The sequence below is a fragment of the Micromonospora sp. NPDC018662 genome, assembly GCF_044391475.1.
Classification (GTDB): Bacteria; Actinomycetota; Actinomycetes; order Mycobacteriales; family Micromonosporaceae; genus Micromonospora.
Genome location: NZ_JBISAC010000003.1, coordinates 416,312 through 441,335 on the forward strand (window position 1 = coordinate 416,312; position 25,024 = coordinate 441,335).

The 25,024-nt window shown below is 75.7% G+C and carries 18 protein-coding genes; 8 read left to right on the plus strand and 10 right to left on the minus strand.

Features of this window, described 5'->3' with window-relative positions; translation table 11 throughout:
• The first annotated feature begins 180 nt into the window (after positions 1–180).
• The gene (locus ACH495_RS11530; protein WP_396857637.1) at positions 181–1,308 is read left to right on the plus strand and encodes an SRPBCC domain-containing protein; all 1,128 of its coding nucleotides are present in this window, start codon (positions 181–183) and stop codon (positions 1,306–1,308) included.
• A 26-nt stretch (positions 1,309–1,334) separates the two neighbouring features.
• Here the strand turns inward: ACH495_RS11530 and ACH495_RS11535 are convergent, their stop codons facing one another.
• Genes ACH495_RS11535 through ACH495_RS11545 form a run of 3 tightly spaced genes read right to left on the minus strand, consistent with a single transcriptional unit; the run spans position 1,335 to position 3,837 of the window.
• Positions 1,335–1,895: a copper resistance protein CopC gene (locus ACH495_RS11535; protein WP_396857638.1), complete on the minus strand. Its 561-nt coding sequence runs from the start codon at positions 1,893–1,895 to the stop codon at positions 1,335–1,337.
• Positions 1,892–2,446: a hypothetical protein gene (locus ACH495_RS11540; protein ID WP_396857639.1), complete on the minus strand. Its 555-nt coding sequence runs from the start codon at positions 2,444–2,446 to the stop codon at positions 1,892–1,894. Before ACH495_RS11540 ends, ACH495_RS11535 begins: the two co-directional genes overlap by 4 nt.
• 29 nt (positions 2,447–2,475) lie before the next feature.
• Complete coding sequence (locus ACH495_RS11545) at positions 2,476–3,837, minus strand: ABC1 kinase family protein (RefSeq protein ID WP_396857640.1); 1,362 nt, start codon at positions 3,835–3,837, stop codon at positions 2,476–2,478.
• A gap of 114 nt (positions 3,838–3,951) precedes the next feature.
• Between ACH495_RS11545 and ACH495_RS11550 the strand changes: the two genes are divergently transcribed.
• Positions 3,952–5,832 carry an AfsR/SARP family transcriptional regulator gene (locus tag ACH495_RS11550; RefSeq protein ID WP_396857641.1) on the plus strand — a complete coding sequence of 627 codons (1,881 nt, stop codon included), beginning with the start codon at positions 3,952–3,954 and terminating at the stop codon, positions 5,830–5,832.
• On the opposite strand, the gene ACH495_RS11555 is transcribed toward ACH495_RS11550, so the two are convergent.
• A complete protein-coding gene (locus ACH495_RS11555) occupies positions 5,796–6,719 on the minus strand; it encodes a hypothetical protein (protein WP_396857642.1) in 924 nt (307 codons plus the stop codon). The two genes, ACH495_RS11550 and ACH495_RS11555, sit on opposite strands and share 37 nt — an antisense overlap.
• Positions 6,720–6,788: 69 nt before the next feature.
• On the opposite strand from ACH495_RS11555, the gene ACH495_RS11560 reads away from it, so the two are divergent.
• Positions 6,789–7,463: a winged helix-turn-helix transcriptional regulator gene (locus ACH495_RS11560; RefSeq protein WP_396857643.1), complete on the plus strand. Its 675-nt coding sequence runs from the start codon at positions 6,789–6,791 to the stop codon at positions 7,461–7,463.
• A gap of 5 nt (positions 7,464–7,468) precedes the next feature.
• Here the strand turns inward: ACH495_RS11560 and ACH495_RS11565 are convergent, their stop codons facing one another.
• Genes ACH495_RS11565 through ACH495_RS11590 form a run of 6 tightly spaced genes read right to left on the minus strand, consistent with a single transcriptional unit; the run spans position 7,469 to position 18,194 of the window.
• Positions 7,469–8,110 (minus strand): NADPH-dependent F420 reductase, encoded by a 642-nt coding sequence (locus tag ACH495_RS11565; RefSeq protein ID WP_396857644.1) that lies wholly within the window; start codon positions 8,108–8,110, stop codon positions 7,469–7,471.
• Positions 8,107–8,541 (minus strand): acyl-CoA thioesterase, encoded by a 435-nt coding sequence (locus tag ACH495_RS11570; protein ID WP_396857645.1) that lies wholly within the window; start codon positions 8,539–8,541, stop codon positions 8,107–8,109. Before ACH495_RS11570 ends, ACH495_RS11565 begins: the two co-directional genes overlap by 4 nt.
• 4 nt (positions 8,542–8,545) lie before the next feature.
• On the minus strand, positions 8,546–14,206 hold the full coding sequence (locus ACH495_RS11575; protein WP_396857646.1) for an SDR family NAD(P)-dependent oxidoreductase: 5,661 nt from the start codon (positions 14,204–14,206) through the stop codon (positions 8,546–8,548).
• Positions 14,207–14,238: 32 nt separating this feature from the next.
• Complete coding sequence (locus tag ACH495_RS11580) at positions 14,239–15,240, minus strand: enediyne biosynthesis protein UnbU (RefSeq protein ID WP_396857647.1); 1,002 nt, start codon at positions 15,238–15,240, stop codon at positions 14,239–14,241.
• Positions 15,241–15,270: 30 nt separating this feature from the next.
• Positions 15,271–17,163 carry a CRTAC1 family protein gene (locus ACH495_RS11585; RefSeq protein ID WP_396857648.1) on the minus strand — a complete coding sequence of 631 codons (1,893 nt, stop codon included), beginning with the start codon at positions 17,161–17,163 and terminating at the stop codon, positions 15,271–15,273.
• Between the two features lie 44 nt (positions 17,164–17,207).
• The gene (locus ACH495_RS11590) at positions 17,208–18,194 is read right to left on the minus strand and encodes a DUF1702 family protein (protein WP_396857649.1); all 987 of its coding nucleotides are present in this window, start codon (positions 18,192–18,194) and stop codon (positions 17,208–17,210) included.
• 202 nt (positions 18,195–18,396) lie between these two features.
• Here ACH495_RS11590 and ACH495_RS11595 point away from each other — a divergent pair, with 202 nt between their 5' ends.
• From ACH495_RS11595 to ACH495_RS11615, 5 genes are all read left to right on the plus strand, one after another.
• Positions 18,397–20,274, plus strand: coding sequence for an ATP-binding protein (locus tag ACH495_RS11595; protein WP_396857650.1), 1,878 nt, complete (start codon positions 18,397–18,399; stop codon positions 20,272–20,274).
• Positions 20,275–20,871, plus strand: a complete 597-nt coding sequence (locus ACH495_RS11600; RefSeq protein WP_396857651.1) for an NTP transferase domain-containing protein — start codon at positions 20,275–20,277, stop codon at positions 20,869–20,871.
• The gene (locus tag ACH495_RS11605) at positions 20,864–22,000 is read left to right on the plus strand and encodes an XdhC family protein (protein WP_396857652.1); all 1,137 of its coding nucleotides are present in this window, start codon (positions 20,864–20,866) and stop codon (positions 21,998–22,000) included. Before ACH495_RS11600 ends, ACH495_RS11605 begins: the two co-directional genes overlap by 8 nt.
• A 191-nt stretch (positions 22,001–22,191) precedes the next feature.
• On the plus strand, positions 22,192–23,559 hold the full coding sequence (locus tag ACH495_RS11610) for an endo-1,4-beta-xylanase (RefSeq protein ID WP_396857653.1): 1,368 nt from the start codon (positions 22,192–22,194) through the stop codon (positions 23,557–23,559).
• 79 nt (positions 23,560–23,638) lie between these two features.
• Positions 23,639–24,955 (plus strand): PHB depolymerase family esterase, encoded by a 1,317-nt coding sequence (locus ACH495_RS11615; protein ID WP_396857654.1) that lies wholly within the window; start codon positions 23,639–23,641, stop codon positions 24,953–24,955.
• Positions 24,956–25,024: the final 69 nt, after the last annotated feature.

Genomic DNA, 25,024 nt, shown 5'->3' on the forward strand with positions numbered 1-25,024 from the left:
CGCGGACCCCCGCCGCGGGGGGGGCCCCGGGGGGCCGCCCCCCGCCCCGGTGGGGCCCGCCCCCCCGGGGGGGGGGGGGGGGCGGCCGGGGCCGCCCCCCCCCCCCCGGCGCGGCCGGCCCGGGGCCCCTCGCGGGCCGGCCGCGGTCATCCGCTGGCGCGACCACACCCGGAGGTAGGCATGCCCGTGCACGACCGGAGCACTCCCGCTCCCCGGCTGGAGGCCCGACCCGGCTTCACCGGGGTCGAGCCCGACGACTTCCCGCTGCTGCACCGCAACGGCGGCTACCCGCTGGCCCAGGACCGCTGGGAGCGGCTGGTCAGCCAGATCCAGATCCCCGCGCCGGCCGACCGGGTCTGGGCCGCGCTCACCGACCCCGAGCAGGTCGCCCAGTGGCTCGCGGTCGTCCGTGGCGGCTGGGCCACCACCGACGGCGAGGCGATCCTGGACTTCGAGGACGGCGAGTTCTTCCTCTGCCGGATCCGCGAGGTGCGGGAACCGGCCTCCGGCGGCCAGGGGAAGCTGACCTACCTCTGGCGATGGGTCGGCATCGGACCGGCCACCCAGGTCACCTGGGAGCTGGCCGCCACCGGCCACGGCACCCAGGTCACCGTCGTCGAGGAGGCGGTCAACCCGCCGTCGGACTGGCGGTCCTGGAACGGGATGGGCTGGCCCGGGATCCTCGACCAGCTCGCCGACTACCTGCGCACCGGCACGCCGTGGCGCTGGCCGTGGCGCCGGATGGGCCCGTACGTGCAGACCGAGCTGCCCGGCAGCACCTTCGAGGTGTGGTCGCTGCTCACCTCCACCCAGGCCACCCAGTTCTGGCTCAGCCGCACCAGCGGCAGCCTCGAGGCCGGCGGTGAGGTCGGTCTCATCCTCGGCGACGCGAGCGGGGTCGCCACGATCACCGTGACCCGGCACGTCGAGGCGTACCAGCAGTTTCCCTCCTACCTGCCCCGGCTGGAGTTCACAGTGGACCGTCCGGGCTGGTCGGGCCAACTGGCCGGCCACCTCTGGATCGAGCCGACCGGGCTGGGCGGCAGCATCCTGCAGGTCTTCCACTCGAACTGGGAGGTGCTCAGCGCCGGCGGGCCGCCGCTCGACGAGCGCCGCATCCTCACCGGCTACTGGGTGGGCGCGTTCGGTCGCGCGGCGATGCTCTGCCAGCGTGCCTTCGGTGAGCCGGGCGGCCCCGGCGGCCCGGGTGCCGCGCCCACCGGAGGTGGCCTGGAGTTGCCGGCCGACCTGAACGGGACCGGCAACGGCCAGCGGGTGGACGCCGGCCCGCACGGCTGGAGCCGGTAGGCCACTCGGACGGCGGCGGGCGCCCATCAGGCCCGCCGCCGGCGCCGGTGCCGCCACAGCCGGAAGCCGAGGACGACGAGCACCACCACGTTCGCGGCCAGCGCCACGGTGGTCAGCGGATCCGGGGGCCCGGAGTGCCCCGCGTGCGGGTCGGCCACCGCGCCGGTGCCGACCCGGGGCGGCGGCCCGACCGGCCGACCGACAGCGAACGCGTACGCGTCGCTGGGCTCGGCGCCGTCGGCGAGCGTCACGTGGTACGCCACCACGTACCAGCCGTCGGCGAGCGGGGGCAGCGGCGCGCGTACCCGGTCGCCGTCGACCACCGCGGGCGCCCGGTCGACCCGCTGCCCGGCCGGCGTGGTGACCGTGACGTGCGCGTCGTCCCGCAGCGGCCGCGTGGGGAACGCCAGCGCCACCTCGGCGGGCGCGGCGGCCAGTACCGCGCCGTTGCCCGGCCGCGCCACCACCACCGGCTGGTCCGGCACCCGGAACAGCGGCCGGAGCAGCAGCACCAGGCCGACCAGCAGCACCAACGCCGCCGGGACGCGGCGCCACGCCCCGCCCCGGCGGCCGTCCGCTGCGGTCACGCCGCCACCCGGGCCGGGTCGTCCCGGTCGGCCGGCGTGGCGGGCCGGCGGTCGGTGTCGCGCAGGTAGTGGTACATGGCCACCACCATCGGCAGGAACACCACCGCGTTGTAGAACAGGTGCAGCTGGACGCGGGGGAACCACAGCTGGAGCACGCTGGTCGGCACCGGCCGGCCGGCCAGGTGCGCCCCGGTCTGCGCCTGTACCAGCAGCAACAGGTGCTCGACGTGGTGCCAGAACTGGATGGCCAGCGCCACCGTCCACCAGGTGCGGGCGCGGCCGGTGAAGCCGGGGCGCAGCAGCCAGAGGCCGACGAGCATGACCAGCGCGTAGCCGTAGTGCAGCCACTCCGAGCTGATCAGCCAGGGGAACGGCATGCCCAGCACGCCGCGGGCCTTCGGCACCGGCCAGCCGAGGCCCCAGATCTGCACGGCCTGCGCGATGTGTTCGGCCCAGTGCCCGAGCACGATCAGCATGAACAGCATCACGGCGGTGCGGTGCCAGCGGCCGTTGAGTCGGGACAGCAGTCGGGTACGCGGTCGATCGGTCACGGTGTCCTCCTCGGATCGGTGCGGAACGGTCAGCCCGCTCGCCGCTGGGGGGCGAGATGGGCGGTGGCGGCGGCGGCGCGCAGCAGCATCGGCCGCGCCGCGGCCTGGAAGTCGATGTCGGGGTCGAGGTCGCGGACCGTCCCCTCGATCACCAGCAGGGACAGCAGCGGGAAGACGAACTCCGAGGCGGCGTAGAGGCCGAAGTCCCGTTGCAGGGTGAACAGCTCGGTGCCGAACCGGGTGAGCTGGAACTCCTTCGCCGGCACCCCGGTGTTGCGCCGGACCAGGTCGGCGACGCGGTCGACGAAGCCCGCGACGTCCGCGTCCGGGGCCACCCGCAGCGCGCTGTCCACCACCACCTCGCCGCACTGCCGGCCCCGGCCGAGCGCCAGGCCGAGGAAGAAGTCGGCGAACTGCCGCCGGACGATCGGGTCGAGCCGGACACTGAAACCGGCGTCCAGCACGACCACCCGGGGGCCCTTGAAGTAGACGTTGCCCGGGTGCAGGTCACAGTGGACGAAGCCGTCCAGGAACAGCATCTGGTAGACGGCGCTGACGGTCCGGGCGGCCAACCGGGGCCGGCGGGCCGGGTCGATCTCGGCGACCGGCCGGGCGACCAGGTCCGGGATGAACTCCATGGCCAGGCACGTCGGCCGGCACAGCTCGGGCAGCACCTCCGGGATCCAGACGTGGTCCGACTCGGCGAAGTTGCGCCGCAGCTCGGTCAGGTTGACCCGCTCGGTGGCGAAGTCGAGCTGCCCGAGCACGGCCGCGCAGACGAAGCCGGTCAGCTCGCCGAGCGGCACGCCCCGGCCCGGCGGCAGCTTCTCACCCAGCTCGGCCGCCGCGCGGATGAGCGCCAGGTCGAGTTCCATCCGGCGGCGGATGCCCGGACGCTGGAGCTTCAGCGCCACCTCGCGGCCGTCGGCCAGCACGGCGTGGTGGACGCCGGCGATGCTGCCGCTGCCGCGCGCCGCCGGGTCGATCCGGGCGAACAGCCGGTCGGTCGACCCGCCGTACGCCTCGGCCACCGCGCGGCGCAGCTCGCGCCGGGTCATCGGCCGGACGCGGTCGTGCAGCCGGCCCAGTTCGTCGCAGAGCAGGGGCGGCAGGATGTCCCGCCGGGTGCCCATGATCTGACCGAACTTGACCGGTGCCGGTCCCAGCCGCTGGAGATGCCGCACCAGCCGCCGGTAGAAGAAGCGCCCGGCGGCGGCCCGGCCCCGCACGGGCCGCAGCAGCGCGGCGCCGGCCGCCGCCGGCACCAGGTGGGCGACGGTGCTGGCCAGGACGTATCCGCCACGCAGCGCCATCGCCAGGCGGGACGGTCGGGGAATGGTACGGGGGAGACCGGCGGACGGGTCGCCGGGGAGGGGCTTCTCCGGGAGCATCGACGCCTCCTGTACGCAGGGATGAAATTGTGTGCGGTGGGTTACCCGTGGGTGGCACTCCGTCATGGACAGGTTTCTATTGATCGCCTAGCCTTCCGGTGGGGGGAGGCGTACATGGCCGCTGCCGTGGACACTGTCCGGATCAAGGTGCTGGGCCCGGTCGCCGCGCTCCGCGGCACGGTGGAGATCCCGTTGGGTCCCTCCCGGCAACGCGCGGTCCTGGGCTACCTCGCCCTGCACCCCCGACAGCCGGTCCTGCTGGGCGCGCTCACCGAGGCGCTCTGGGGCGACGATGCGCCGAACAGCGGCGAACACCTCATCCGGACGTACGTGGCCCGGCTGCGCCAGGTGCTGGAGCCCGACACCGCGCCGCGGGCCCGCACCAACGTCATCGCCTCGGTGCCGGGTGGCTACCGGCTCGACGTGCCCCCGGAGGACGTCGACGCGTCCCTGTTCCGGGAGTTGCTCGGCCGGGCCCGCAGCCGGCGGGCGGCCGGCGCGCTCGACGACGCGTTCGAGCTGCTCGCCACCGCGCTCGACCTGTGGCAGGACCCGACGCTCGCCGACCTGGCCGGCCTGCTGGCCAGTCCGCGCCACGTCACCGCGCTGCGCGGCGACTGGGTGGAGGCGGGCCTGCTGCACGCCTCGGTGGCGATCGCCCTGGGCCAGCCCTCGCAGGTGCTGCCGGTGGTCGAGCGGCTCGCCGCCGCCGAGCCGTTGCAGGAGGCGGTGCAGGCCCGCTACCTGGAGGTGCTCGCCCGCAGCGGCCAGCGGGCCGCCGCCGTGCACCACTACCTCGAGGTCCGGACCCGGCTCCGGGCCGAGCTGGGCGTGGAGCCCGGGCCGGAACTGCGTCGCATGCACGCCGCGCTGCTGCGCGCCGGGGACGAACCGGCGCCGACGGAGCCGGGCACCCCGGCCCGGCCGCCTACCGGACGGCTGCCCGGCTGGCGCGGGCCGGGGCCGGCCATCGGACCGCTGATCGGCCGCGACGCCGAGGTCGCCCACTGCGCCACGCTGCTGGTGGCGCACCGGCACGTGACGATCGTCGGCCCGGCCGGCTGCGGCAAGTCCGCCACCGGGCTGGCGGTCGCCGAACGGGTCGCCGCCGCGTTCCCGGACGGCGTCGCCACCGTGGACGCGGCCGAGGCCCCGGACTGCGGCGCGGTGCTGCGCCTGCTCGCCGAGACGCTGGAGCTGGCCGCCGCCGCCGATCCGCTGCACGCCGTGGGAGAGCGCCGGATGCTGCTGGTGCTCAACGACGTCGAGCACCTGGGCGCCCGCGCCGGGGAGATGGTCGAGCACGCGCTGCACCGCTGCCCCCGGACGGCCATGCTGGTCACCTCCCGCCGCCGGCTCGGCCTGCCCCGCGAGGCGGTGTTCCGGCTCGGCCCCCTGCCGGTGCCGGGGCCGGAGGACGCGGACGCGCTGTCCGCGAACCCGGCGGTGCGCCTCTTCGTCGACCGGGCCCGGCTGGTCCGTCCCGGCTTCCGCCTGTCGCCGGCCGACGCGCCGACCGTGGCCCGGATCTGCCGCGACCTGGACGGGCTGCCGCTGGCCCTGGAACTCGCCGCCGCCTGCCTCTACACCGACAGTCTCGACGGCGTGCTCCGGCGGGTCGCCGATCCGCTCGACCTGTTGCGACCGCAGCGGCGGGGACACCCGCGGCACCACCGGTCGCTCACCTCGGCGCTGCGCCGCAGCCTGGCCCCACTGCGTCCGGCCGACCGGGCGTGCCTGGCCCGGCTGGGCGAGGGGGACCGGCACTTCTCCCTCGACGAGGCGGTCGCGCGCTGCGCCGGCATCGTCCCGGCCGGTGAGGTGAGCGACGTGCTCGACCGGCTGGCCGGCGAGTCCCTGCTGGATCCGGGGCCCGGCTCGGACGGCCCCCGCTACCGGCTGCTGCGCACCGTCGCGCTGGCCGCGGCCGACGGGTGCGACGGGGACGACGTGGGGCATCAGGCGTTCCAGGGCATGGTCGGGAACCAGCCGTAACCGAACCGCGCGGGCAGCCGCACGTCCCAGTAGAAGACCAGGAACGCGCCGAGCACCAGCAGCGCGACGCCGACCAGCAGGGCGGCCCGGCCGGGCCGGGACAACCACCGCTGTACGCCGCCGCGCGTGCCCAGCACCAGCAGCAGCGCCAGCACGGCCATGACCAGGATGTTGCCCAGCGACTGGAGGACGAGCGCCAGCGCGCCGTAGAACGGGTTGTGACTGTCCACGGCCTGCTCCAGCAGCTTGTGGAACAGCGGGTACGGCCGCCCCACCAGGAAGCCGCCGACCAGGGCGCCCAGCGTCACCAGTCGGGCCGTGGGCCGGCCGGCGAACGGGTCGGGGAGCAGCCCCAGCGCCGCCAGGCCGAGCGCGGCGAACGCGAGCCCGATCAGCCCGAACACCACTGACGCCTGCACCAGCCGGACCGGGAAACCGGAGCCGACGGTGGCGGTGGAGAGCTGGGGGAGCCGGGACCCGATCAGCACGGCCACGAAGCCGTACACCGCGGCCACCGACACCAGTCCGACCGCCAGCCAGCCCAGCGGCGCCAGCACGGCGGCGACCCGGCCCCGGCGTGGTCCGTCGGCCCGGCCGGCGACGTCCGGCAGCGCGCCGAACACGGCGATGTTGCAGGCGGTGAACGTGCCGGCGAAGCCGGAGACGAACGCGAACAGGGCGCCGGCCGCGGACCCGCCGATCACGGTCTGCTTGGCGTCGGTGCCGAGCACGGAGTTGGCGACCGAGTCACCGATCACGTGATCGACCAGCTCGAACGACCAGAGCATGGCGAGCAGCAGACCCCCGGCCACGGCCACCACCGCGGCGACCGGGTGGCGGCCCCGGGTGAGCGGGCGATTGCCTGTGGGATTGACGAGCGTGGTCATTGACGATCCTCCCTGAAGCTGGAGCCATGGAATAGTGAAGGGAACGGGACGCCCACGAGGGAGTGCGGGATGGGGCAGCTGAAGGATCGACGCACCTACGACCAGCAGTGCGGTCTGGCCTATGCGCTGGACGTTCTCGGCGAGCGGTGGACGCTGTTGATCGTCCGGGAGCTGCTGATCCGGCCCCGCCGCTACGGCGAACTCCTCGATGCTTTGCAAGGAATCGGCACCAACCTGCTGGCCGACCGGCTCGGCTTCCTCGTCGAAGCGGGGCTGGTCCGGCCACTCGACGCGCACCGGCGGACCGCGGGCTACGCGCTCACCGAGTTGGGCGAACGGATGCGCGAGCCGGTGCTCAGCCTGGCCCGGTTCGGCCTCACGTACGCCGCCCACCAGCCGCCGCCCGCCGCGTCGGTGGCGCGGCCGGCCTGGGCGATCCTGGCCACCGACGCGCTGCTGGACGGCAGCCGGACGCCCGGCGTCGACGAGGTGTACGGCTTCGACGTCGACGGCGAACAGTTCCACGTGGTGGTCGAGGAGGGGCGGGCGGTACTGCATCCGTCCCCCGCCGTGGAGCCGACGCTCCAGGTGAAGACCGACGCGGTGACGTTCTTCCAGCTCGGGGCGCGGCGGCTGGACCCGCTGGAGGCGGTGCTGTCCGGGGCGGTGCAGGTCGCCGGGCCGCCGGCCGCGATGTCCCGCTGCCTGCGGTTGCTGGGGCTGGCCGGAACGCCGGCCGGCTGAGCCGGTCAGCCGGCCCGACATGCCGGCTCCCGCACGCTCCGGTCGTCGCCCGGCACGCCGATGTGGATCGACACCCGGCCGCGCATCCCCTGCCGGTCGCTGATCGCCATCAGCAGCCCGGTCAGCGCCTCCAGGTGCGCGGCGGCGCGGATGCCGCCGACCTCGAGCGGGTCGAAGCCCAGCGCCCGGGCCAGCGCGAACACGTCCCGCAGCGCGCTGCCGTGATCGGTCGCGACCGGCAGCGACACCGGCAGCCCGTTCAGCCGGCACCGGCTCAGCATCCCGGCCGGCACGGTGTTGAACGCCTTCACCACCCGCCACCCCGCCTCGCCGCCCACCTCGGCGGCCAGGTCGGCCAGCAGTTCCCCGCCGGAGCGGCCGGCCGGCGGCGGCGGGTCGCCGAACACCGGGTTCGTCGGGTCGACGAGCGTGCGGCCCCGGCCCCGCCCGCCCGCCGGGCCGCGCAGGAAGTCCACCGCGGCGGGGAACGGCACCGCCAGCACCACCACGGCGGCGGGGTCGAGCAACCGGGCCACCCGGCACGGATCGGCCCGGCCGGGCACCGGCACGACCGGAACGCCGGCCTGCCGGAGCGCGGCGGCGAACGCGCCGCCCATCCGGCCCCGGCCCAGGACGCCGACGGTCACCGCGCCACCCCCGCGTACCGGCTGAGCGCCTCGCGCAGCTCGGACGGCACCTCGACCGGCTCCAGACCGTGCGCGCCCCGGCGCATGCACGCCACCGTCTGCCGGCCCTGGGCCAGCAGACCCGGTGGCCCCGGCCGGGTCCGGACGTAGTCGAAGGACATCGCGATCCGGGGGCCGTCGAGCCGGTCCAGCGTCATCCGCACCTCGATCTCGTCGAAGGCGTTCCCCTCGGCGTAGAAGTCGGCGTGGCAGTCGACGGTCACCAGCGCCAAGCCGTCGGCGAGCGCGCCCACCACGCCGGGCGCGTGCTCGGCCAGGAAGTGCTCCCGGCAGTGTCCCTGCCAGTGCAGGTAGTGGGCGAAGTACACGTTGCCCACGAGGTTCGTCTCGTCGAACGTCACCACGTGCCGGTGGACGTAGCTGCGCGGCATCGCCTCACGCCTCCCCGTCGCCGTCGTCGGCCACCGCCAGGCTCACCGCGACCGGCCCGACCGGGGTCGGCACGACCGTCCCGTAGACCGTGTACCGGCCCGACCGCAGCGCCACGAAGCCGTCCGGACCGGTCTCGTCGCGCAGCACCAGCGGCGCGTCCAGGGCCCCGCCGGCCTTCGTCACCGCCTCCGACGCGGTCCACACCCGGGCGCCGGCGGTGGCCGCGTCCTCGCCGGTGAGCCCGGCCACCGCGGCGGCCACCCGGGCCGCCGGGCCGGACAGCGGTGGCTCCGGCCCGACCGGTTCCCAGTCCACCCCGACCGGCCGGTCCGCCACCGCGGTCAGCACGTGCCCGTCGAGGTGGCTGACGCTGACGCCGCGCCCGTCCCGGCCGGCCGGCCGGGGCCGGCCGACCGCGTCGCCGACCACCGCCCTGTCGAGCAGCCAGCCGGCCAGCCCGCGGCCCCGGTCCCGGTCGTCCCGGCCGGCCGGCGCGGCGGCCAGGTCGATCCGCAGCGCCGGCCGCCAGCGGCGCAACCGGCGGGTCACCAACGGGGCGACCAGCTCGACCGGCCACACCGCGTTGTCCAGCGGCCCGACCGCGCGCAGCCGCAACCCGGTCCAGCGCTCCACCGGGGAGCCGTCCGGGTCGATGGCGACCAGGTCGAACCGGAACTCGTCGTCCGCCTCGGCGACCTGCCGCGCGTGCACCGTCAACACACCCTCCGGGCGGGCGTGCACGTCGATCCGGTCCACCCCGACCGGGAGCACCCGCCGGTCCGGCACGCAGGCCTGGAGCAGGTGCAGGAAGGCGTCCCGCGCACCCGGGTCCCCCAGTTGCAGCCGCTGGTCGTGGAACCCGCCGAACCAGGCGTCGTGCGAGGCGTGCACCTCGGCCGCGCACCGGTAGGCGCTGAGACCGTGGTAGCCGGCCACCCGGCGGAACCGTGGCCCGTGGAAGAACGCCGGACCGTAGAGCGGCCGGCCGGGCACCAGCAGCCCGGCCGGCGCCGCCGGCACCGGGTCGCCCGGATCGATCGCGCCGCCGTACACGCCGGTGAGGTGGTCGACCGCGAAGTCGGTCTCCGCGCTGCGCACCGCGGCCCGGACGGTGCCCTCCGGGCCGGTCAGCGCGGCCACCCGGATCGGGCGCGGCGTCCGGTCGCCGACCGTCACCGGCCGGGTCAGCGTCACGTCCCGGATCACGGTCGGCACCTGCTTCGCGCCGAGCGCGGCGGCCGCCTGGGCCATCGCCTCCAGCCCGAGCACCGCCGGCAGCACCGCCGCGCCGTCGATGCGGTGGTCGTCGAGGTACGGGTCGGCGCCCAGGGACAGCCGGGCCTCGCTGACCAGCTCGACGCCGGGCGTGCCGACCAGCCGGCGCTCCAGGAACCGGCCCTGCTCGTCGGCGCACTCCTCCCACTCCAGGGTGTTCCCGGCCGGCAGCCGGCCGGCGACCAGCACCACCGGCGGCAACGCCGGTGTGGCCAGCAGCTCCAGCAGCAGCCGGGTGCCCTCGTCGGGCGGGATCGGGCTGACGCCGCGACGCAGCAGCCCGTCCAGCACGCCGAGGCGGACGCCCATCCCGGTGCCGGACCAGACCGACCACTCGATGCTCAGCCACCGCACCTGTGGGACCGCGGCGGCGAGTTCCGCGCACCGCCGGGAGAGGTACTCGTTCGCGGTCGCGTACGCGGTCTCCCCGGGCAGCCCGGTCCGGCCGATCACCGACCCGAACGCGACCGCGAACCGCAGCTCCGTCAGGTCCAGCGCGTCCACCAGGTGGTCGAAGCCGTACGCCTTCGGCGCCAGCGTGCGGTCCAGCTCCGCCGGGGTCAGTTCGGTGATCGGGGCCGGCTCGTTGCGGCCGGCCGCGTGCAGCAGGCCACGCACCGGACCGTGCTCGGCGCGGATCGCGGCGACGGCCTCGACCAGCGCCGCCCGGTCCGTCAGGTCCACCTGGCGGTAGGTCGCGCCGGTCCGCTCGACCGCGGCCCGCACCTGCGGATCGTCCGCCGGGCTGCGGCCGAACAGCACCATCCGGGCGCCGGTGGCCTCGCCGAGCACCGCCGCGCAGGCCGCGCCGATGCCCTTCGCGCCGCCGGTCACCAGGCACACCTCGCCCGGCCGCAGCGGGGTGCGCCGATCCGGCCGGGGCTCGCCGTCGAGCAGCCGGGTGACCGGTACGGTACGCACCCCGTCGGCGCCGTACACCACCTCCCGGTAGCCCGTCCACGGCCGGGACGCCTCGGTGGCGGCGAGGCGCACCCCGTGCGGGTCGGGCGGCGTCTCCACCACGAGCACCGGCGCCTCGGACTCCACCGCCAGGCTCCGGCCGAGGGCCGCGCCGAGCCCGCCGTGGTGCAGGATCACCAGCGGCCGGTGGTCCGCCACCGCGGCGTGCAGCACGGCGACCAGCTCGGCGCCGGTGGGCAGGGTGAGGCCCGGCGGCAGCACGAGCACCCGGCCGGCCGGGGCGTCGGCGCCGTCCCGGAACGCCGTCCGCACGGCGTCCAGGTGCGGATGCCCGGCGACCGGCGCGACCACCTCCCACGCCGTCCGGGTCGCCGCCACGGCGGGCGCGGGGCGGGGCGCGAGATGGTGGCTGAACACGCGTACCCACGGCCCGACCCCGGCGGCGGGCAGTTCGGCGGCGGCACCGTCCGCCGCCGGCAGCCCGTCGAGCGCGGCGGCGAACTCGCCGATGGTGGCGCCGGCCAGCGACAGCGGGGTGGCGGGCAGCGCCCGGCCCAGTTCGCCGGCGATCTCGGCGGCGAGTTGGCCCACCCGGATGGAGTTGAGGTGCAGGTCGGCGAGGAGTCGGGTGTCCGGCCCGACCTCGGCCGGGGGCAGCTCGGCGAGCTGCGCCACCCGCGCGACGACCAGCCCGGCGGTGTCCTGCTCGTCCGCCGCGGTCGGCGGGACCGGTCGGGGCGACGGGGACGGCGGCGCGGTGCGGGCCACCGGCAGGGCCACCCGCGGCGCGTCCCGCTCGCACGGGTTGACCAGGAACGACCGCTCCCGGTCCAGGTCGAACGGGCGGGTGAAGCGACGGGCGAAGAAGGCCGTCACGTCGTCCACCGCGCCGGCCGCGAAGAGCGCCGCGGTGCCGGCGGCGACGCCGGCCGCGTCGGCCGCGCCGACGTCGAGGCTGACGGCGGTACGCCCGGCGGCGGTCGCCAGCGTGCCGAGCATCCGTCCCGGGCCGACCTCGACCAGCAGGTCGGCGTCGAGCCGGCCGAGCGCCTCCCGGAACCGGACCGGTCGGGTGAGCTGCTCGACCAGCGTCTCGACCGGGTCCTCGTCGCCCCACCAGTGACCGGTCACCGTGGACGCCACCGGCCGCTGCGGGCGCTGCCAGCGCACCCGCCCGGCCGCGTCCCGCAGCGCGTCGGCGGCCGGCGCCATCAGCGGGGAGTGGAACGCGTGCGACACGGCCAGCGGGGTGACCTCGATCCCGGCCCGGGCCGCGTCGGCGCTGACCCGGTCCAGCGCCGGCCGGGGGCCGGCCAGCACCACGTGCCGGTCGCCGTTGTCCGCCGCCACCACGGCGCCGGTCCGGGCGGCCACCTCGGCGGCGACGGCCAGCGGGGCCCGCAGCGACACCATCCCGGAGGGCTCGTCGGTGGCCGCGGACATGGCCGCTCCCCGGGCCCGGGCCAGGGCCAGCGTGTCGTCGGCGTCCAGCGCGCCGGCCCACCTGAGCGCGGTGAGCTCGCCCAGGCTGTGCCCGACCGCGCCGACCGCCCGGACGTCGAGCCGCCGCAGCCAGCGGAGCCCGGCGAGGCTGCCGGCGACGACGGCCGGCTGCGCCACCGCGGTGTCGACCGGCTCGGCCGGCGCCGGCAACGCCACGGTGGTCTCCTCGGCGTCGTCGAGCAGGTGCCCGAGGGCACCCCGGTCGGGGTGCACCGGCGCGCCCTGGCCAGGGAAGAGCAGCCCGACCCGCAGCGCGTCGCCGACCACCAGGAACACCCGGTGGTCCGGGTCGAGGAGGCGCCGATCGCCGTCGGCCAGGTGCGCGAGCGCCCGGTCGACGGCGGCGACGAGACCGTCGGCGTTCCGGACGGCGGCGGCGAAGCGGGCCGGGGCGTCGCCGTGGTGGGTAGCGGCCAGCGTCGCGGCGAGGTCGGTCAGCTCCGGGCGGGACAGCGCGGTGGCGGCGGACCGGATCCGGGTGAGCAGCCCGGTCAGGGCGGTCGCGTCCGGCGCGCCGCAGACCACCAGCTCGTGGTCGGGGTGGGGCCGGCTCAACCGCCGGACGTGCGTGCTGAGCGGGCGGGACGGCGCCGGGGACATCCCGCCGAGCACCACGTGGGTGTTGATGCCGCCGAAGCCCATCGCGCTGACCGACGCGTACCGCTCGCCGCCCGGCCAGGGTCGGGCCGAGTCGGTGACGCGCAGCGTGCCGGCGTCGGCGAGCAGCGGATGGGGCTGCCGGCAGCCGGTGGTCGGCGGCAGCACCTCGCGGTGCACCGCGAGCGTCGCCTTGATCAGTCCGGCCACGCCGGCCGCCGCCTTGGTGTGGCCGATGTTGGCCTTGACGGTGCCCAGGACCGCGGGCGGCGCGTCCGGGCCGCGGACGCCCAGCAGCGCCCGCAGTTCCGCCTCGTCGCCGACGGCGGTGCCGGTGCCGTGCCCCTCGACCAGCCGCACCGCGCCGGGCTCGATGCCGGCCCGCAGGTAGGCGCGGCGCAGCGCGAGTCGCTGGCCGCTCTCCTCCGGGCGGGTCAGCCCGCCACTGCCGTCCGAGGACTGCGCCCACCCGAGCAGCCGCCCGTACGGGCGCAGGCCGTGCTCCAGCGCGTACCCGGCGCGGGTGAGCACCACCACGCCGCAGCCCTCGCCGGGCAGGAACCCGGTCGGCCGGGCGTCGTACACCCGCATCTCGTCGCCGGCCAGCGCGCCGACCCGGGAGAAGCCGACCAGCTCCAACGGGTCCAGGCTCAGGTCCACGCCGCCGGCCAGCGCCACGTCGAGCTGGCCCGCCGCCACCGCCTCCGCCGCGCTGATCACCGCCAGCAGCGACGAGGCGCACGCGCCGTCGACCGTGTAGCCGGTGCCGTGGAAGTCGAACTGGTTGCAGATGCGGCCGGCGATGGTGTTGGACAGCGCGCCGGCCAGGGTCTCGTCCCCGGGCACCGGGAACGGTGCCTTGAACCGCTCCTCGATCCGTTCCAGGACGGCCGCCACGGTGCCGGCCGGCACGTCGGCGTCGCCGAGGCCGGCGGCCACCGCCCGGCGGACGTACGGCCACCGGATCCGCAGCGCGGCGGCGCGGGAGAACTCCCCGGTCAACGAGTTGCCGATGACGACGCCGACCCGGTTGCGGTCGGTGCCGGCGCCCTCGGGCAGGCCGGCGTCGGCCAGGGCGTCGGCGGCGGTCTCCAGGGCCAGCCAGTGGGACAGGTCGACGGCCCGGAAGGTGCTGCCGGGGATCCGGAAGCGGGCCCGGTCGAAGTGCCAGCCGTCCAGCACGGCGGCCTGCCGGATGGTGGTCCGGTCGGGGTCGTCGCCGCCGTACTCGGTCAACGGCAGCCGGCCGGGGGGCATCGGGCGGAACGCCTGCCGTCGGTTGAGGACGTTGTCCCACAGCCGGGCCGGGTTCTCCGCTGCCGGGTACCGGCAGGCCAGACCCACGATCACCACGTCGTCGTCGACCATCACGGTCTCCTTGCTCGAACGGAGGGTTGCGGTCAGCCGGCGGTACGGGCGGCGGAACGCACCGGCAGCCCGGCCACCTCGACCGGCGCGGTCTCGACCGGCCGGGGCTCGGGAAGCGGGCCGGGTCGCGGCTCGGCGGCGCCGCGGTCGAGGTCGCGCAGGTAGGCGCCGAGGATCACCAGCGCCCGCAGGCCGCACACGATCACCAGCGCGAAGAAGAGGCCGAAGGTGATGTGCGCGAGCACCAGCAGCCCGTAGACGGCGGCGGTGGCCAGGCCGAAGAGGACCTGCCGACGCGGGGCGGTCGGGGTGGTGCCCGGGTCGGTGATCATGTAGTTGGTGAAGAGGATGAACGCGATCCCGGTCATCGGCAGCAGCGCGGCGGCCAGGTGGGCGTCGAAGAACACCGCGCGCAGCACCGCCTGGAGCAGGAAGCCGCCCACCCAGCCGAGGATCAGCGGCAGCCGGCGGGTCAGCTTCCCGTTGAGCATGGTGCCGGCGGCCAGGATCACCAGCGGGATGGCCACGTCGACCGGCCCGTCGACGTTCTCGCTGAAGTGGTACGGCGGGGCGATGCTCACCCAGCTGAACAGGATCAGCGTGACGCTGATGCCGAAGTTGCTCGGGTTGAGCACGTGCCGCATCCGGCCGCGGACCGGCAGCCGGATGAGGTACTTGCTGCCGACCGCCACCGAGACGGCGAACACGGTGGGCGCCAGGCTCTGGTTGCCGTAGAGCAGCATGGCGCAGGCCAGGCCGGCGATGTGCGCGGGCAGCAGGAAGTCGACGAGCGCCACCGGCCCGCCCCGGTACCGCGGCGGGCGGGCGGTCGCCCGCGCCTCCACCGTCTCCAGCGTCAGGTCCAGCGCGTACGCGGCGAGGACCGCCACGATCGGGGTGAGGTACGCCTGCTCGAAGCCGAGGATCAGGTGCCCGGCGATGTTGAAGACGGTGATGGACAGCGCGAAGCGCCGCAGTGCCGTGATCCGTGGATCCGGTCGCTTCGCCGTGGGGGTGGGGGTCGGGTGGGACATCGGGGAACCTCCTCGGGGTCGGCGGGTCGGCTACGCGGCGGAGAGCACGAGGGAGTGCCATCCGGGCGCGAGCGACCGGGTCATGGCGTGCTGGCCGGCCTGGTCCCGCCAGGTCACCGTGACGGAGACCGGCGTCGACGCGTCGCCGAGGCCGAACAGCAGTTCGGGCGCGTTGCCGCCGGTGTGGCCGTTGGACGGGTAGAGCTGTCCCACCCGGGTGGTGCCGTCGGCCCCGCGTACCTCGACGCTGGCCCCGACCGCCGGTCGGGGCTCGGCGCCCGGGCCGGTGGCCGGCAGCAGCAGCGTCAGCCCGAGGTGGGCGCGGGCCGGACCGGTGTTGTGCAGGAACTGCGAGCGGGCCCACTGGTTGGCGACCACCAGGTCGGCGCGCCCGTCGTGGTCCACGTCGCCGACCGCCAGGCCGCGGGTGGTGGCGTGCTGGCGGAACGCGAGCTGCGCGGAGATGTCGACGAAGCGGTTGCCGTCGCGGACGAAGAACGGGTTGCGCTGGTGCCCGGCGATGTCGTCGCCGTCGCGGAAGTTGGGCCAGGCGTAGGGGTGCTGGAGGAACACGTCGTTGCCCATGGCCAGCTCCTGGAGTTCGGCCCACCGGTTCACCCGGCCGCGCAGGAAGCCCAGCGCCTGGACGACCTCGTCGGTGCCGTCGCCGTCGAAGTCGGCGGCCTTGATGTCCCAGGCCCAGCCGGTGCGGGCCACGCCGAGCGCCTGGCTCTCGTCCCGGTACGGGGCGTGGTCGGTGAGCGGGCCGGTGCCGGTGCTGACGAACGCGAAGTTGCTCTCCTGCAACGCGTACGGCGTGGTGATGTTGCTGACCAGGATGTCCGGGCGCCGGTCGGCGTTGAGGTCGGTGAAGGCGACCCCCATGCTCTTGAACGAGTCGTTGCCGAGCACCTTGGACTTGGGCATGTCGGCGTCCCGCCGGCCGCGCAGCTCGACGAACCGGATCCGGCCCGGCCGGGAGACGTTGTGCAGCAACTGGTCCCGGCCGAAGTCGTTGGCGACGTAGACCTCGGGCCGGCCGTCCCCGTCGAGGTCCTGGCCACCGATGGCGAGCGTCCAGGAGCGGGCCTGCGCGTCGGTCAGCGCCGACGACGCGTCGGCGAAGGTGGGCCGGGCCGGGCCGCCGGCGACCGGGGTGAGGCCGGTGAACCGCAGGATCCGGTTGCGTCCCCCGTTGCGGGCCCAGGACATCGAGTCCTGCATCCGGATCAGCGGGTCGTCGGCGGCGGTCGGGTCGAGGACCCGGGCGCCGTCCGGGAAGTAGTTGCCGACCATGACGTCCAGGTGGCCGTCGCCGTCGAGGTCCAGGACGTTGGCGGTCGTGCTGTTCCAGCGTTCGGTGGGGCGGTCGACCAGGTCGGTGGCGACGTACCCGGCCGGCCCGAACGGGGCGTCGGCGCGGCGCAGGTAGGCCAGCGGCGCCCGGCCCCAGAAGTAGACCAGCACGTCGAGCCGGCCGTCCTCGTTCAGGTCGGCGGTGGCGCAGCCCATCGGCGCGGTGGTCCGGGCGTCGAACGGCACCCCGTCGGGGCGCAGCGGGAAGGCCGGGTAGCGGCCGGTCCGTTCGGCGGTGGGCGTGACGCGCACCGAGTCGTCGCGGGGGTCGACGAGGCAGGTGTCGTTGGGCAGCCCGTCGCCGTCCAGGTCGGCGAGGGCCACCCCGGCGCCGACCGACGAGATCCAGGCCCGCAGGTGTTCCAGGGCCGGTTCGACGGCGCGCTGGGTGCGACCGTCGGCCGGGTCGTCGTTCAGGTCGCGGACCGCGAACGCGAAGCGGTCGGCGAGCGCGCTGCGCTGCGCCGCATCGGCGTGCGGCAGCCGGGTGGCCAGGCCGAACGTGGTGGCCAGCAGCACGGCCAGCAGCGGCGCGAGGAGGTGGCGGGCACGGTGGGGGCGGGGCATGGCGACTCCAGGTCGGGGAAGGGGAGGGGGAGGCGGACCGGCGCTCAGCCGGCGACGTGCGAGGCGGCCAACCGCTGGATCCGGGTCCGCCACTCGCCGTAGTCGGCCGGACCGGCGCCCGGCCGGTCCAGGCCGTGGCGGGCCTGCCAGGTCCACTCGGCGGCGGTCTCCGCGGACACGCCGGTCAGGATCCGTGTGGTGGCGTCGACAGTGCCGCCGGCGGTCCCGTCGGCCCGGCGGGCCTCGGCGGCGAACGCGGCGCCCTGGGCGAGCGCGGTCCGGTGGTTGCCGGCGAGACGCCGCAGCAGGAGGTGCGCGTCGGGGTCGACGCCCCCGGCGTAGGTGGCGGCGAGGCCGATCCCGCTCCACACGTCGCCTCGGTGCGAGGCGGGCAGGCCGGCGACGCGTTCGGCCACCGCGGTCGGGTCGCCGCTCTCCCGGAACCAGAGACACCGCCCCAGCCCCTGGTAGCGGATGGCGCAGGTCGGGTCGCAGGGTTTGCGGTGCCGCCGCCACCGGCCGAGCGTCGGATCCCGGGAGAAAAAGACCTTGAAAAACCCATAGCCATCGTACGCGAGCCAGCGAAGCAGGCCGTTCTGCTCACCGAGCCGGCCGAGCCGGCCCAGCGTGCCGGCCGTGACGTCGTCCAGCTTCGCCAGCGCCCAGCCGGCGCCGACGTGCAGCAGGTAGTCGTGGCGTGGGTGGCCACCCAGTTGGGCCGCGAAGCGGCCGTGCCGGCGCGGCGACAGCCGATCCAGCAGCACGGCTGCCATGGCCGAGCCCTCCGCGGCGAATCCCCGCAGCTCGACCGCGATGCCGTCCAGATCGGTCGGATGGCCGTACGGCGTGTCGAGGCCCCGGTTGTAGCCGTCCAGGAACGCCCCCGCGGCGCGTTCCAGCACGGCTCTCGTCGCGGGCCGGTCGGTCCGGAAGCCGCGGTTGGCGAAGTCGACCAGGTCCGGGCTCAGCGCCAGCCGGCGTCGCCAGCCCTCCGGTCGGTGGATCTCCGCGCGTTCCACAGTGGATGTCACAATGCTCCCCCTTCGTCTGCGTCCGGGTCGGACGTTCCGCGCCGGGGCCGGCAAACATGGAGCAGCCTTGCATGAGCGGTATGCAGCATTCTTGAAGCGCATATAGTGAGACGCTCACGCCTCGCAGTCATTCATGTCTGGTAAGTGATCGCCGAAGTGCCTACTCTGCTTGAGGGAAGGCCAGTGGAAGGATCGCCGGTCCGTGAAACGTCACTTCTCCGTCACCGTGCTCGGCGCGGTCCAGGTCCACGACGGCGTCACGCCGGTGGATCTCGGTCCGTCGAAGCAGCGCGCGTTGCTGGCGTTGCTGGCCCTCCACGTCGGTGAGAACCTGCCGATCGAGACGCTCGCCCGGTCCCTCTGGGGCGACAGCCCGCCGCCCAGCGGGAGTCACCTCCTGCACACCTACGTGGCACGGTTGCGTCGCGCGCTGGAGCCGGGGTCGCCCCGGCACGCCCGCACCAACGTCATCGTCTCCTCGCCCCGGGCCTACCGCCTCCAGCTCTACCCGGACCAGGTCGACCTGCCCCGGTTCCGGCGCCTCACCGAGGCGGCGCGGGTCCTGGTGCGCCGGGCCCATGGGGCGACCGCGTTCGAGCTGCTGGCCGCCGCGGTCGCCGGCTGGTCCGACCCCGACCTGACCGACCTGCGCGCGCTGCTGCCGGGGGAGGAGACCGTCGCCGCGCTCCGCCGGGAGTGGGTCAACGCCTGCCTCGACCTGGTCAGCCTCGGCCTGGAGCTGGACCGACCGGACCAGGTGCTGGCCATCGCCGAGCGGCTCGCCGCCGCCGAGCCGCTGCACGAGGCCGTGCAGGCCAGGTACGTCAGCGTGCTGGCGCGCACCGGCCGCCGGGCGACCGCCCGGGACCGGTTCGCCGAGATCACCACCCGGCTCACCGCCGAGCTGGGCATCGAGCCCGGCCCGGAGCTGGCCGCCGCGCGCCGGGAGCTGCGGTGCGGTCCCGCGTCGGGCCGGCCCGCGACGCCGCTGCCGATCCGCGGCCCGGCGCACCGGCGACCGCCCGGGCGGGACCCGGCCCGGGGCGGCGCGGAGCTGGTCGGCCGGGAGGCCGACCTCGCGGCGTTGTCCGACCTGCTCGCCGAGCAGCGGGTGGTGACCGTGGCCGGGCCGGCGGGCGGGGGCAAGTCGGCGCTGGCCGCCGCCGTCGCGCACCGGGCCGGCGAGGGGTACGCCGACGGCGTCCTCACTGTCGACCTCGCCGCGGCCCGCACCCCCGCCGACGCCGTACGGGCGGTCCGCCGGCGCATCCGCCGGCCCGGCTCCGACTCGACGCCCCTGCCCCGGTTGCTGGCCGACCGGCACCTGCTGCTGGTGCTGGACAACGTCGACCATCTCACCGACACCTGCGCCGGCCTGGTGGACGACGTCGTGCAGGTCGGGCGTCGGGTGACCGCGTTGGTCACCTCACGCGAGCCGCTCGGTCTGCCGTACGAGTCGGTGTGGCGGTTGCCGCCGTTGCCGGCGCTGACCACCGGCCCGGACGGGGTACGCGGCATGCCGGCTGTCCAGTTGTTCGCCCGCCGCGCCGCCCAGGCCCGACCCGGCTTCGAGCTGGGGCTCCAGGAGGTCGGCACGGTGGCCACCATCTGCGGGCTGGTCGACCGGCTGCCGCTCGCCGTCGAGCTGGCCGCCGAACGGATGGCCGACGAGACCCTGGACGAGCTGCTGCACCACCTGGACGATCCACTCACCACGCTGGAGCCGCCACGGCGGCACGGGCAACCGGCGTCCCCGCGGTCGCTCTCCGCCGCGCTGCACCGCAGCCTCGACTGCCTGACACCGGCCGAGCGCTGGTGCTTCGTCCGCCTCGGTGGGCTGCCCCGGCTCTTCGGCCTGGACGAGGTGGATCGGGTCTGCGGCGCCGCGCCCTGGTGGCGACTGCGGACCCGGGTCGTGCTCGACGGGCTGGTGGCGAAGTCGCTGCTGACCGCCCGGCACCACGCGGCTCGTCCCACGTACACGATGCTGCGCACCGTGCACCAGTTCGCCGCCCGGCTGCTCGCCGGTGAGCCGGGCCGGTACGGCGCCGCGCCGGTGCTGTCGGGCGGGGCGGGCTAGATGCCGCCGGCGCCCCCCGGCCCGGCCGGGCTCCTGCTCGCGGCCGGGGCCGGACGCCGCTACGGCGGCCCGAAGGCGCTGGTCCGGCACGCCGACGGCCGGCTCCTGGTCGAGCGCGCGGCGGGCGTGCTGGCCGGCGGGGGCTGTGCGCCGGTCGTCGTGGTGCTGGGCGCGTCCGCCGCCGAGGTCCGGGCCACCGCGGCCCTGCCCGGCGTCGTGCTGGTGGACAACCCGCGGTGGGCCGACGGCATGGGCTCGTCGCTGCGCGTCGGGTTGGCCGCACTGGCCGGCACCGCGGTCCGTGCCACGGTGGTGCTCCTGGTCGACCTGCCGGGCGTGACCGCCACGGCGGTGCGCCGGGTGGCCCGGCACGTCGGGTCGGACGCGCTGGTCGCGGCGGGATATCCGGCCGGCCGGTGGGGGCATCCGGTGCTGCTCGGCCGCCGGCACTGGCCCGGGATCACCGCGACGGCGGTCGGGGACCGCGGGGCGCGGGCCTACCTGCGGGCGCGTCCGGGTCAGCTGCGCGTGGTCGACTGCGCCGACGTCGCCGACGGCACCGATCTGGACCGGCCGGCGGGGGCGGGCCGTGCGTGAGGTGCTGCCGGAGCTGCTGGGCTGGTGGCGGGCGGACGTCCCGGTCGGCCTGGCGACGGTGACCCGCACCTGGGGCAGCGCGCCCCGCCGCCCGGGCGCCTCGCTGCTGGTGGGCCCGGACGGCAGCGCGGTGGGGAGCGTGTCGGCCGGTTGCGTGGAGGCGGCGGTCTACGAGCTGTGCCGGGACGCCGCCGCCGACGGCGTCCCGCGCCTGACCCGCTACGGCATGGCCGACGACGAGGCTCTGGCGGCGGGCCTGACCTGTGGCGGGACGATCGAGGTGTACGTCGAGCGGATCGACCGGAACACGTTCGGGGACCTCGACCGGTTCGCCGCGCGGGTGACCGCCGGCCAGCCGACCGCGGTGGCCACCTGCGTCGCCGGCGCCGCCGGCCGGCCCGGTCGTCGGCTGCTGCTCGACGAGGTGGGCTGGCGGGGCAGCCTCGGGACGCCGGCGGTGGACGCCGCGGTCGTCGCGGAGGCCCGCCGGCTGCTCGTCGACGGCCGGTCCGGCCTGCTCCGGGCGGACGACGACGGTGCGCCGATGTCGGTGCTCGTCGTCGCGTACCCGGCGCCGGCCCGGATGCTGGTGTTCGGGGCGGTCGAGGTGGCGGCGGCGGTCGCGCGGATGGGCCGTTTCCTCGGCTACCGGGTGACGGTGTGCGACGCCCGGCCGGTCTTCACCACGCCCCGCCGGTTCCCGGCGGCGCACGAGGTGGTGGTGGACTGGCCGCACCGCTACCTGTCCGGCGAGGCGGCGGCGGGCCGGCTCGACGAACGTACGGTGATCTGCGTCCTCACCCACGACGCGCGGTTCGACGTGCCGGTGCTGCGGCACGCGCTCGACCTGCCGGTGGCGTACGTCGGCGCGATGGGTTCCCGGCGTGCCACCGAGGACCGGCGGGACCGGCTGCGGGCGGCCGGGGTGGGCGCGGCGGCGCTCGCCCGCCTGCGCGCCCCGATCGGGCTGGACCTCGGTGGCGCCGGCCCGGAGGAGACCGCTGTCAGCATCGCCGCGGAGATCGTCGCGATGCGCGGCGGCGGCACCGGCGCGTCGCTCACCGACGGCGCGGGGCGCATCCACGCCGGGGCTCCGGCGCGGGTGGCCGGTTCCGCCGGCGACCGCTGACCGGCGGCACCGGCCGGAGCCGGCTCCGCCCCGCGTCTTGACGCGCGGCATGTTATCGCTCACAGTCGATGGCAGGGCACAGGCACCGCAAGGCTCACCGGGCGAGCCGCGCTGGCCGGACCCTCGTCGCCGCCACCGAGGCGGGACGAGGTGTCGCACCACCACCGCTGCAACCCGGAAGAGGAATCCGCATGAGACCCATGAGAGCCCTGCTGTCCACCGGCCTGCTGGCCGGCGCGCTCGCCGCCGGCATGGCGGTGGCGCTGGCCCCGCACGCCAGCGCCGGCACGACCCTGGGCGCGTCGGCGGCCGAGAAGGGCCGCTACTTCGGCGCCGCGGTCGCGACCGGCAAGCTGTCCGACAACACGTACGTGACGGTGCTGAACCGCGAGTTCAACTCCGTGGTGGCCGAGAACGAGATGAAGTGGGACGCCACCGAGCCCCAGCAGGGGCGGTTCAGCTACACCGGCGGTGACCGGCTGGTCAGCCACGCCCGGGCCAACGGGATGAGCGTGCGCGGCCACACCCTGCTGTGGCACGCCCAGCAGCCGAGCTGGGCCCAGGGCCTGTCCGGCACCGCGCTGCGCAACGCGGCGATCAACCACGTCACCCAGGTGGCCACCCACTTCCGGGGCCAGATCTACGCCTGGGACGTGGTGAACGAGGCGTTCGCCGACGGAGGCGGCGGCGGGCGCCGCGACTCGAACCTCCAGCGCACCGGCAACGACTGGATCGAGGCGGCCTTCCGGGCCGCGCGGGCCGCCGACCCGGGCGCGAAGCTCTGCTACAACGACTACAACACCGACGGGGTCAACGCGAAGTCGACAGGCGTCTACAACATGGTCCGGGACTTCAAGTCCCGGGGCGTGCCGATCGACTGCGTCGGCTTCCAGTCGCACCTGGGCACCGGCATCCCCGGCGACTACCAGGCCAACCTCCAGCGCTTCGCAGACCTGGGCGTGGACGTGCAGATCACCGAGCTCGACGTGATGACCGGCGGCAACCAGGCGAACATCTTCGGCACGGTCGCCCGGTCCTGCATGGCGGTGTCGCGCTGCACCGGCATCACGGTGTGGGGCGTGCGGGACTGCGACTCGTGGCGCGGCTCGGACAACGCGCTGCTCTTCGACTGCGCCGGCAACAAGAAGGCCGCCTACACCTCGGTGCTGAACGCACTCAACGCCGGCGGGACCAGCACGCCGCCGCCGACGACGCCGGGTAACCCGACCACCCCGCCGCCGAACCCGACGACGCCGCCGCCCGGGACGGGTGGGTGTTCGGCGTCGGTGTCGGTGAACTCGTGGACCGGTGGGTTCGTGGCGACGGTCAAGGTGACTGCCGGTTCCGGCGGCACCCGCGGTTGGACGGTCAGTGTGCCGTTGCCCGGTGGGGCGAGTGTGACGAACACGTGGAGTGCGACCGCGAGTGGTAGCACCGGCACGGTGCGGTTCGCCAATGTGGACTACAACGGCCAGCTCGGGGCCGGTCAGAGCACCGAGTTCGGGTTCCAGGGCAACGGCAGCGCGTCGGGCCTGACCCCGACCTGCGCCGCCAGCTGAGCCGGTCGCCGGCCCGGCCCCGCGCACCGTGGGCCGGGCCGGCGGCCTCCGTCCGTACCCCCGCTTGGAGGAACCGTCGATGAGAGCGAAGATCGCGCTGCTCGCGGCCGTGCTGGCGACGGCCCTGACGACGGCGGTCGCTGTCGTCACCGCCGCCGGCCCGGCGTCCGCCGCCGCGCTCACCCAGGTGACCAACTTCGGCACCAACCCGACAAACCTGCAGATGCACCTGTACGTGCCGGACCGGCTCCCGGCCCGGCCGGCCCTGCTGCTGGTCCTGCACTACTGCACCGGCAGCGGTCCGGCCATGCACACCGGTTCCGGCTACAGCCCGTTGGCCGACCGCTACGGGTTCATCGTGATCTACCCGTCGGTGACCCGCAGCAGCAAGTGCTGGGACGTGTCGTCGCCGCAGGCGCTGCGGCGCGGTGGCGGCAGCGACCCGGTCGGTCTCAAGTCGATGATCGACTACGTGACGGGCCGTTACCCGGTCGACTCGGCCCGCATCGGCGTCGCCGGCGCATCGTCCGGCGCGATGATGACCAACGTGATGGCGGGCGTCTACCCGGACGTGTTCCACGCCGGGGTCAGCTCGTCCGGCGTGCCGTTCGGCTGCTTCGCCACCACCAACGGCTCGGAGTGGAACAGCGAGTGCTCCGGCGGGCGGATCACCAAGACCCCGCAGCAGTGGGGTGACCTGGTCCGCAACGCGTACCCCGGCTACACCGGCCGGCGTCCCCGCATGCAGATCTGGCACGGCACCACGGACACCACGCTGAGCTACGTCAACTTCGGCGAGCAGATCAAGCAGTGGACGAACGTGCTGGGTGTCTCGCAGACCCCGAGCATGACGGACTACCCGCAGGCCAGCGCCACCCGGACCCGCTACGGCGGCACCGGTGGGACGCCGCCGGTGGAGGCGATCAGCTTCCAGGGCTACGGCCACTCGATCCCGTTCGACGCCGCCCAGGCGGTGCGGTTCCTCGGCTTCGACGGCACCGGGGCGACCACCCCGCCGCCGAGCCCCACCACGCCGCCGCCGAGCCCGACCACGCCCGCGCCCACCACGCCGCCGCCCAGCCCGACGACGCCGCCGCCGGGTACGGGTGGGTGTTCGGCGACGGTGTCGCTGAACTCGTGGACCGGTGGGTTCGTGGCCACGGTGAAGGTGACGGCCGGCTCGGGTGGCACCCGGGGTTGGTCGGTCGCGTTGACGTTGCCGGGTGGGGCGAGCGTGACGAACACGTGGAGCGCGACCGCCAGTGGCAGCAGTGGTGCGGTGCGGTTCACGAACGTGGACTACAACGGCCAGCTCGCCGCCGGGCAGAGCACCGAGTTCGGGTTCCAGGGCACCGGCAGCGCGTCGAACCTCACCCCGACCTGCACGGCCTCCTGATTCCGTCCGTCACCGGGGCGGTGCGTCGATGCGTCGACGCGCCGCCCCGCGTGCCGTCGACGGCGCTTC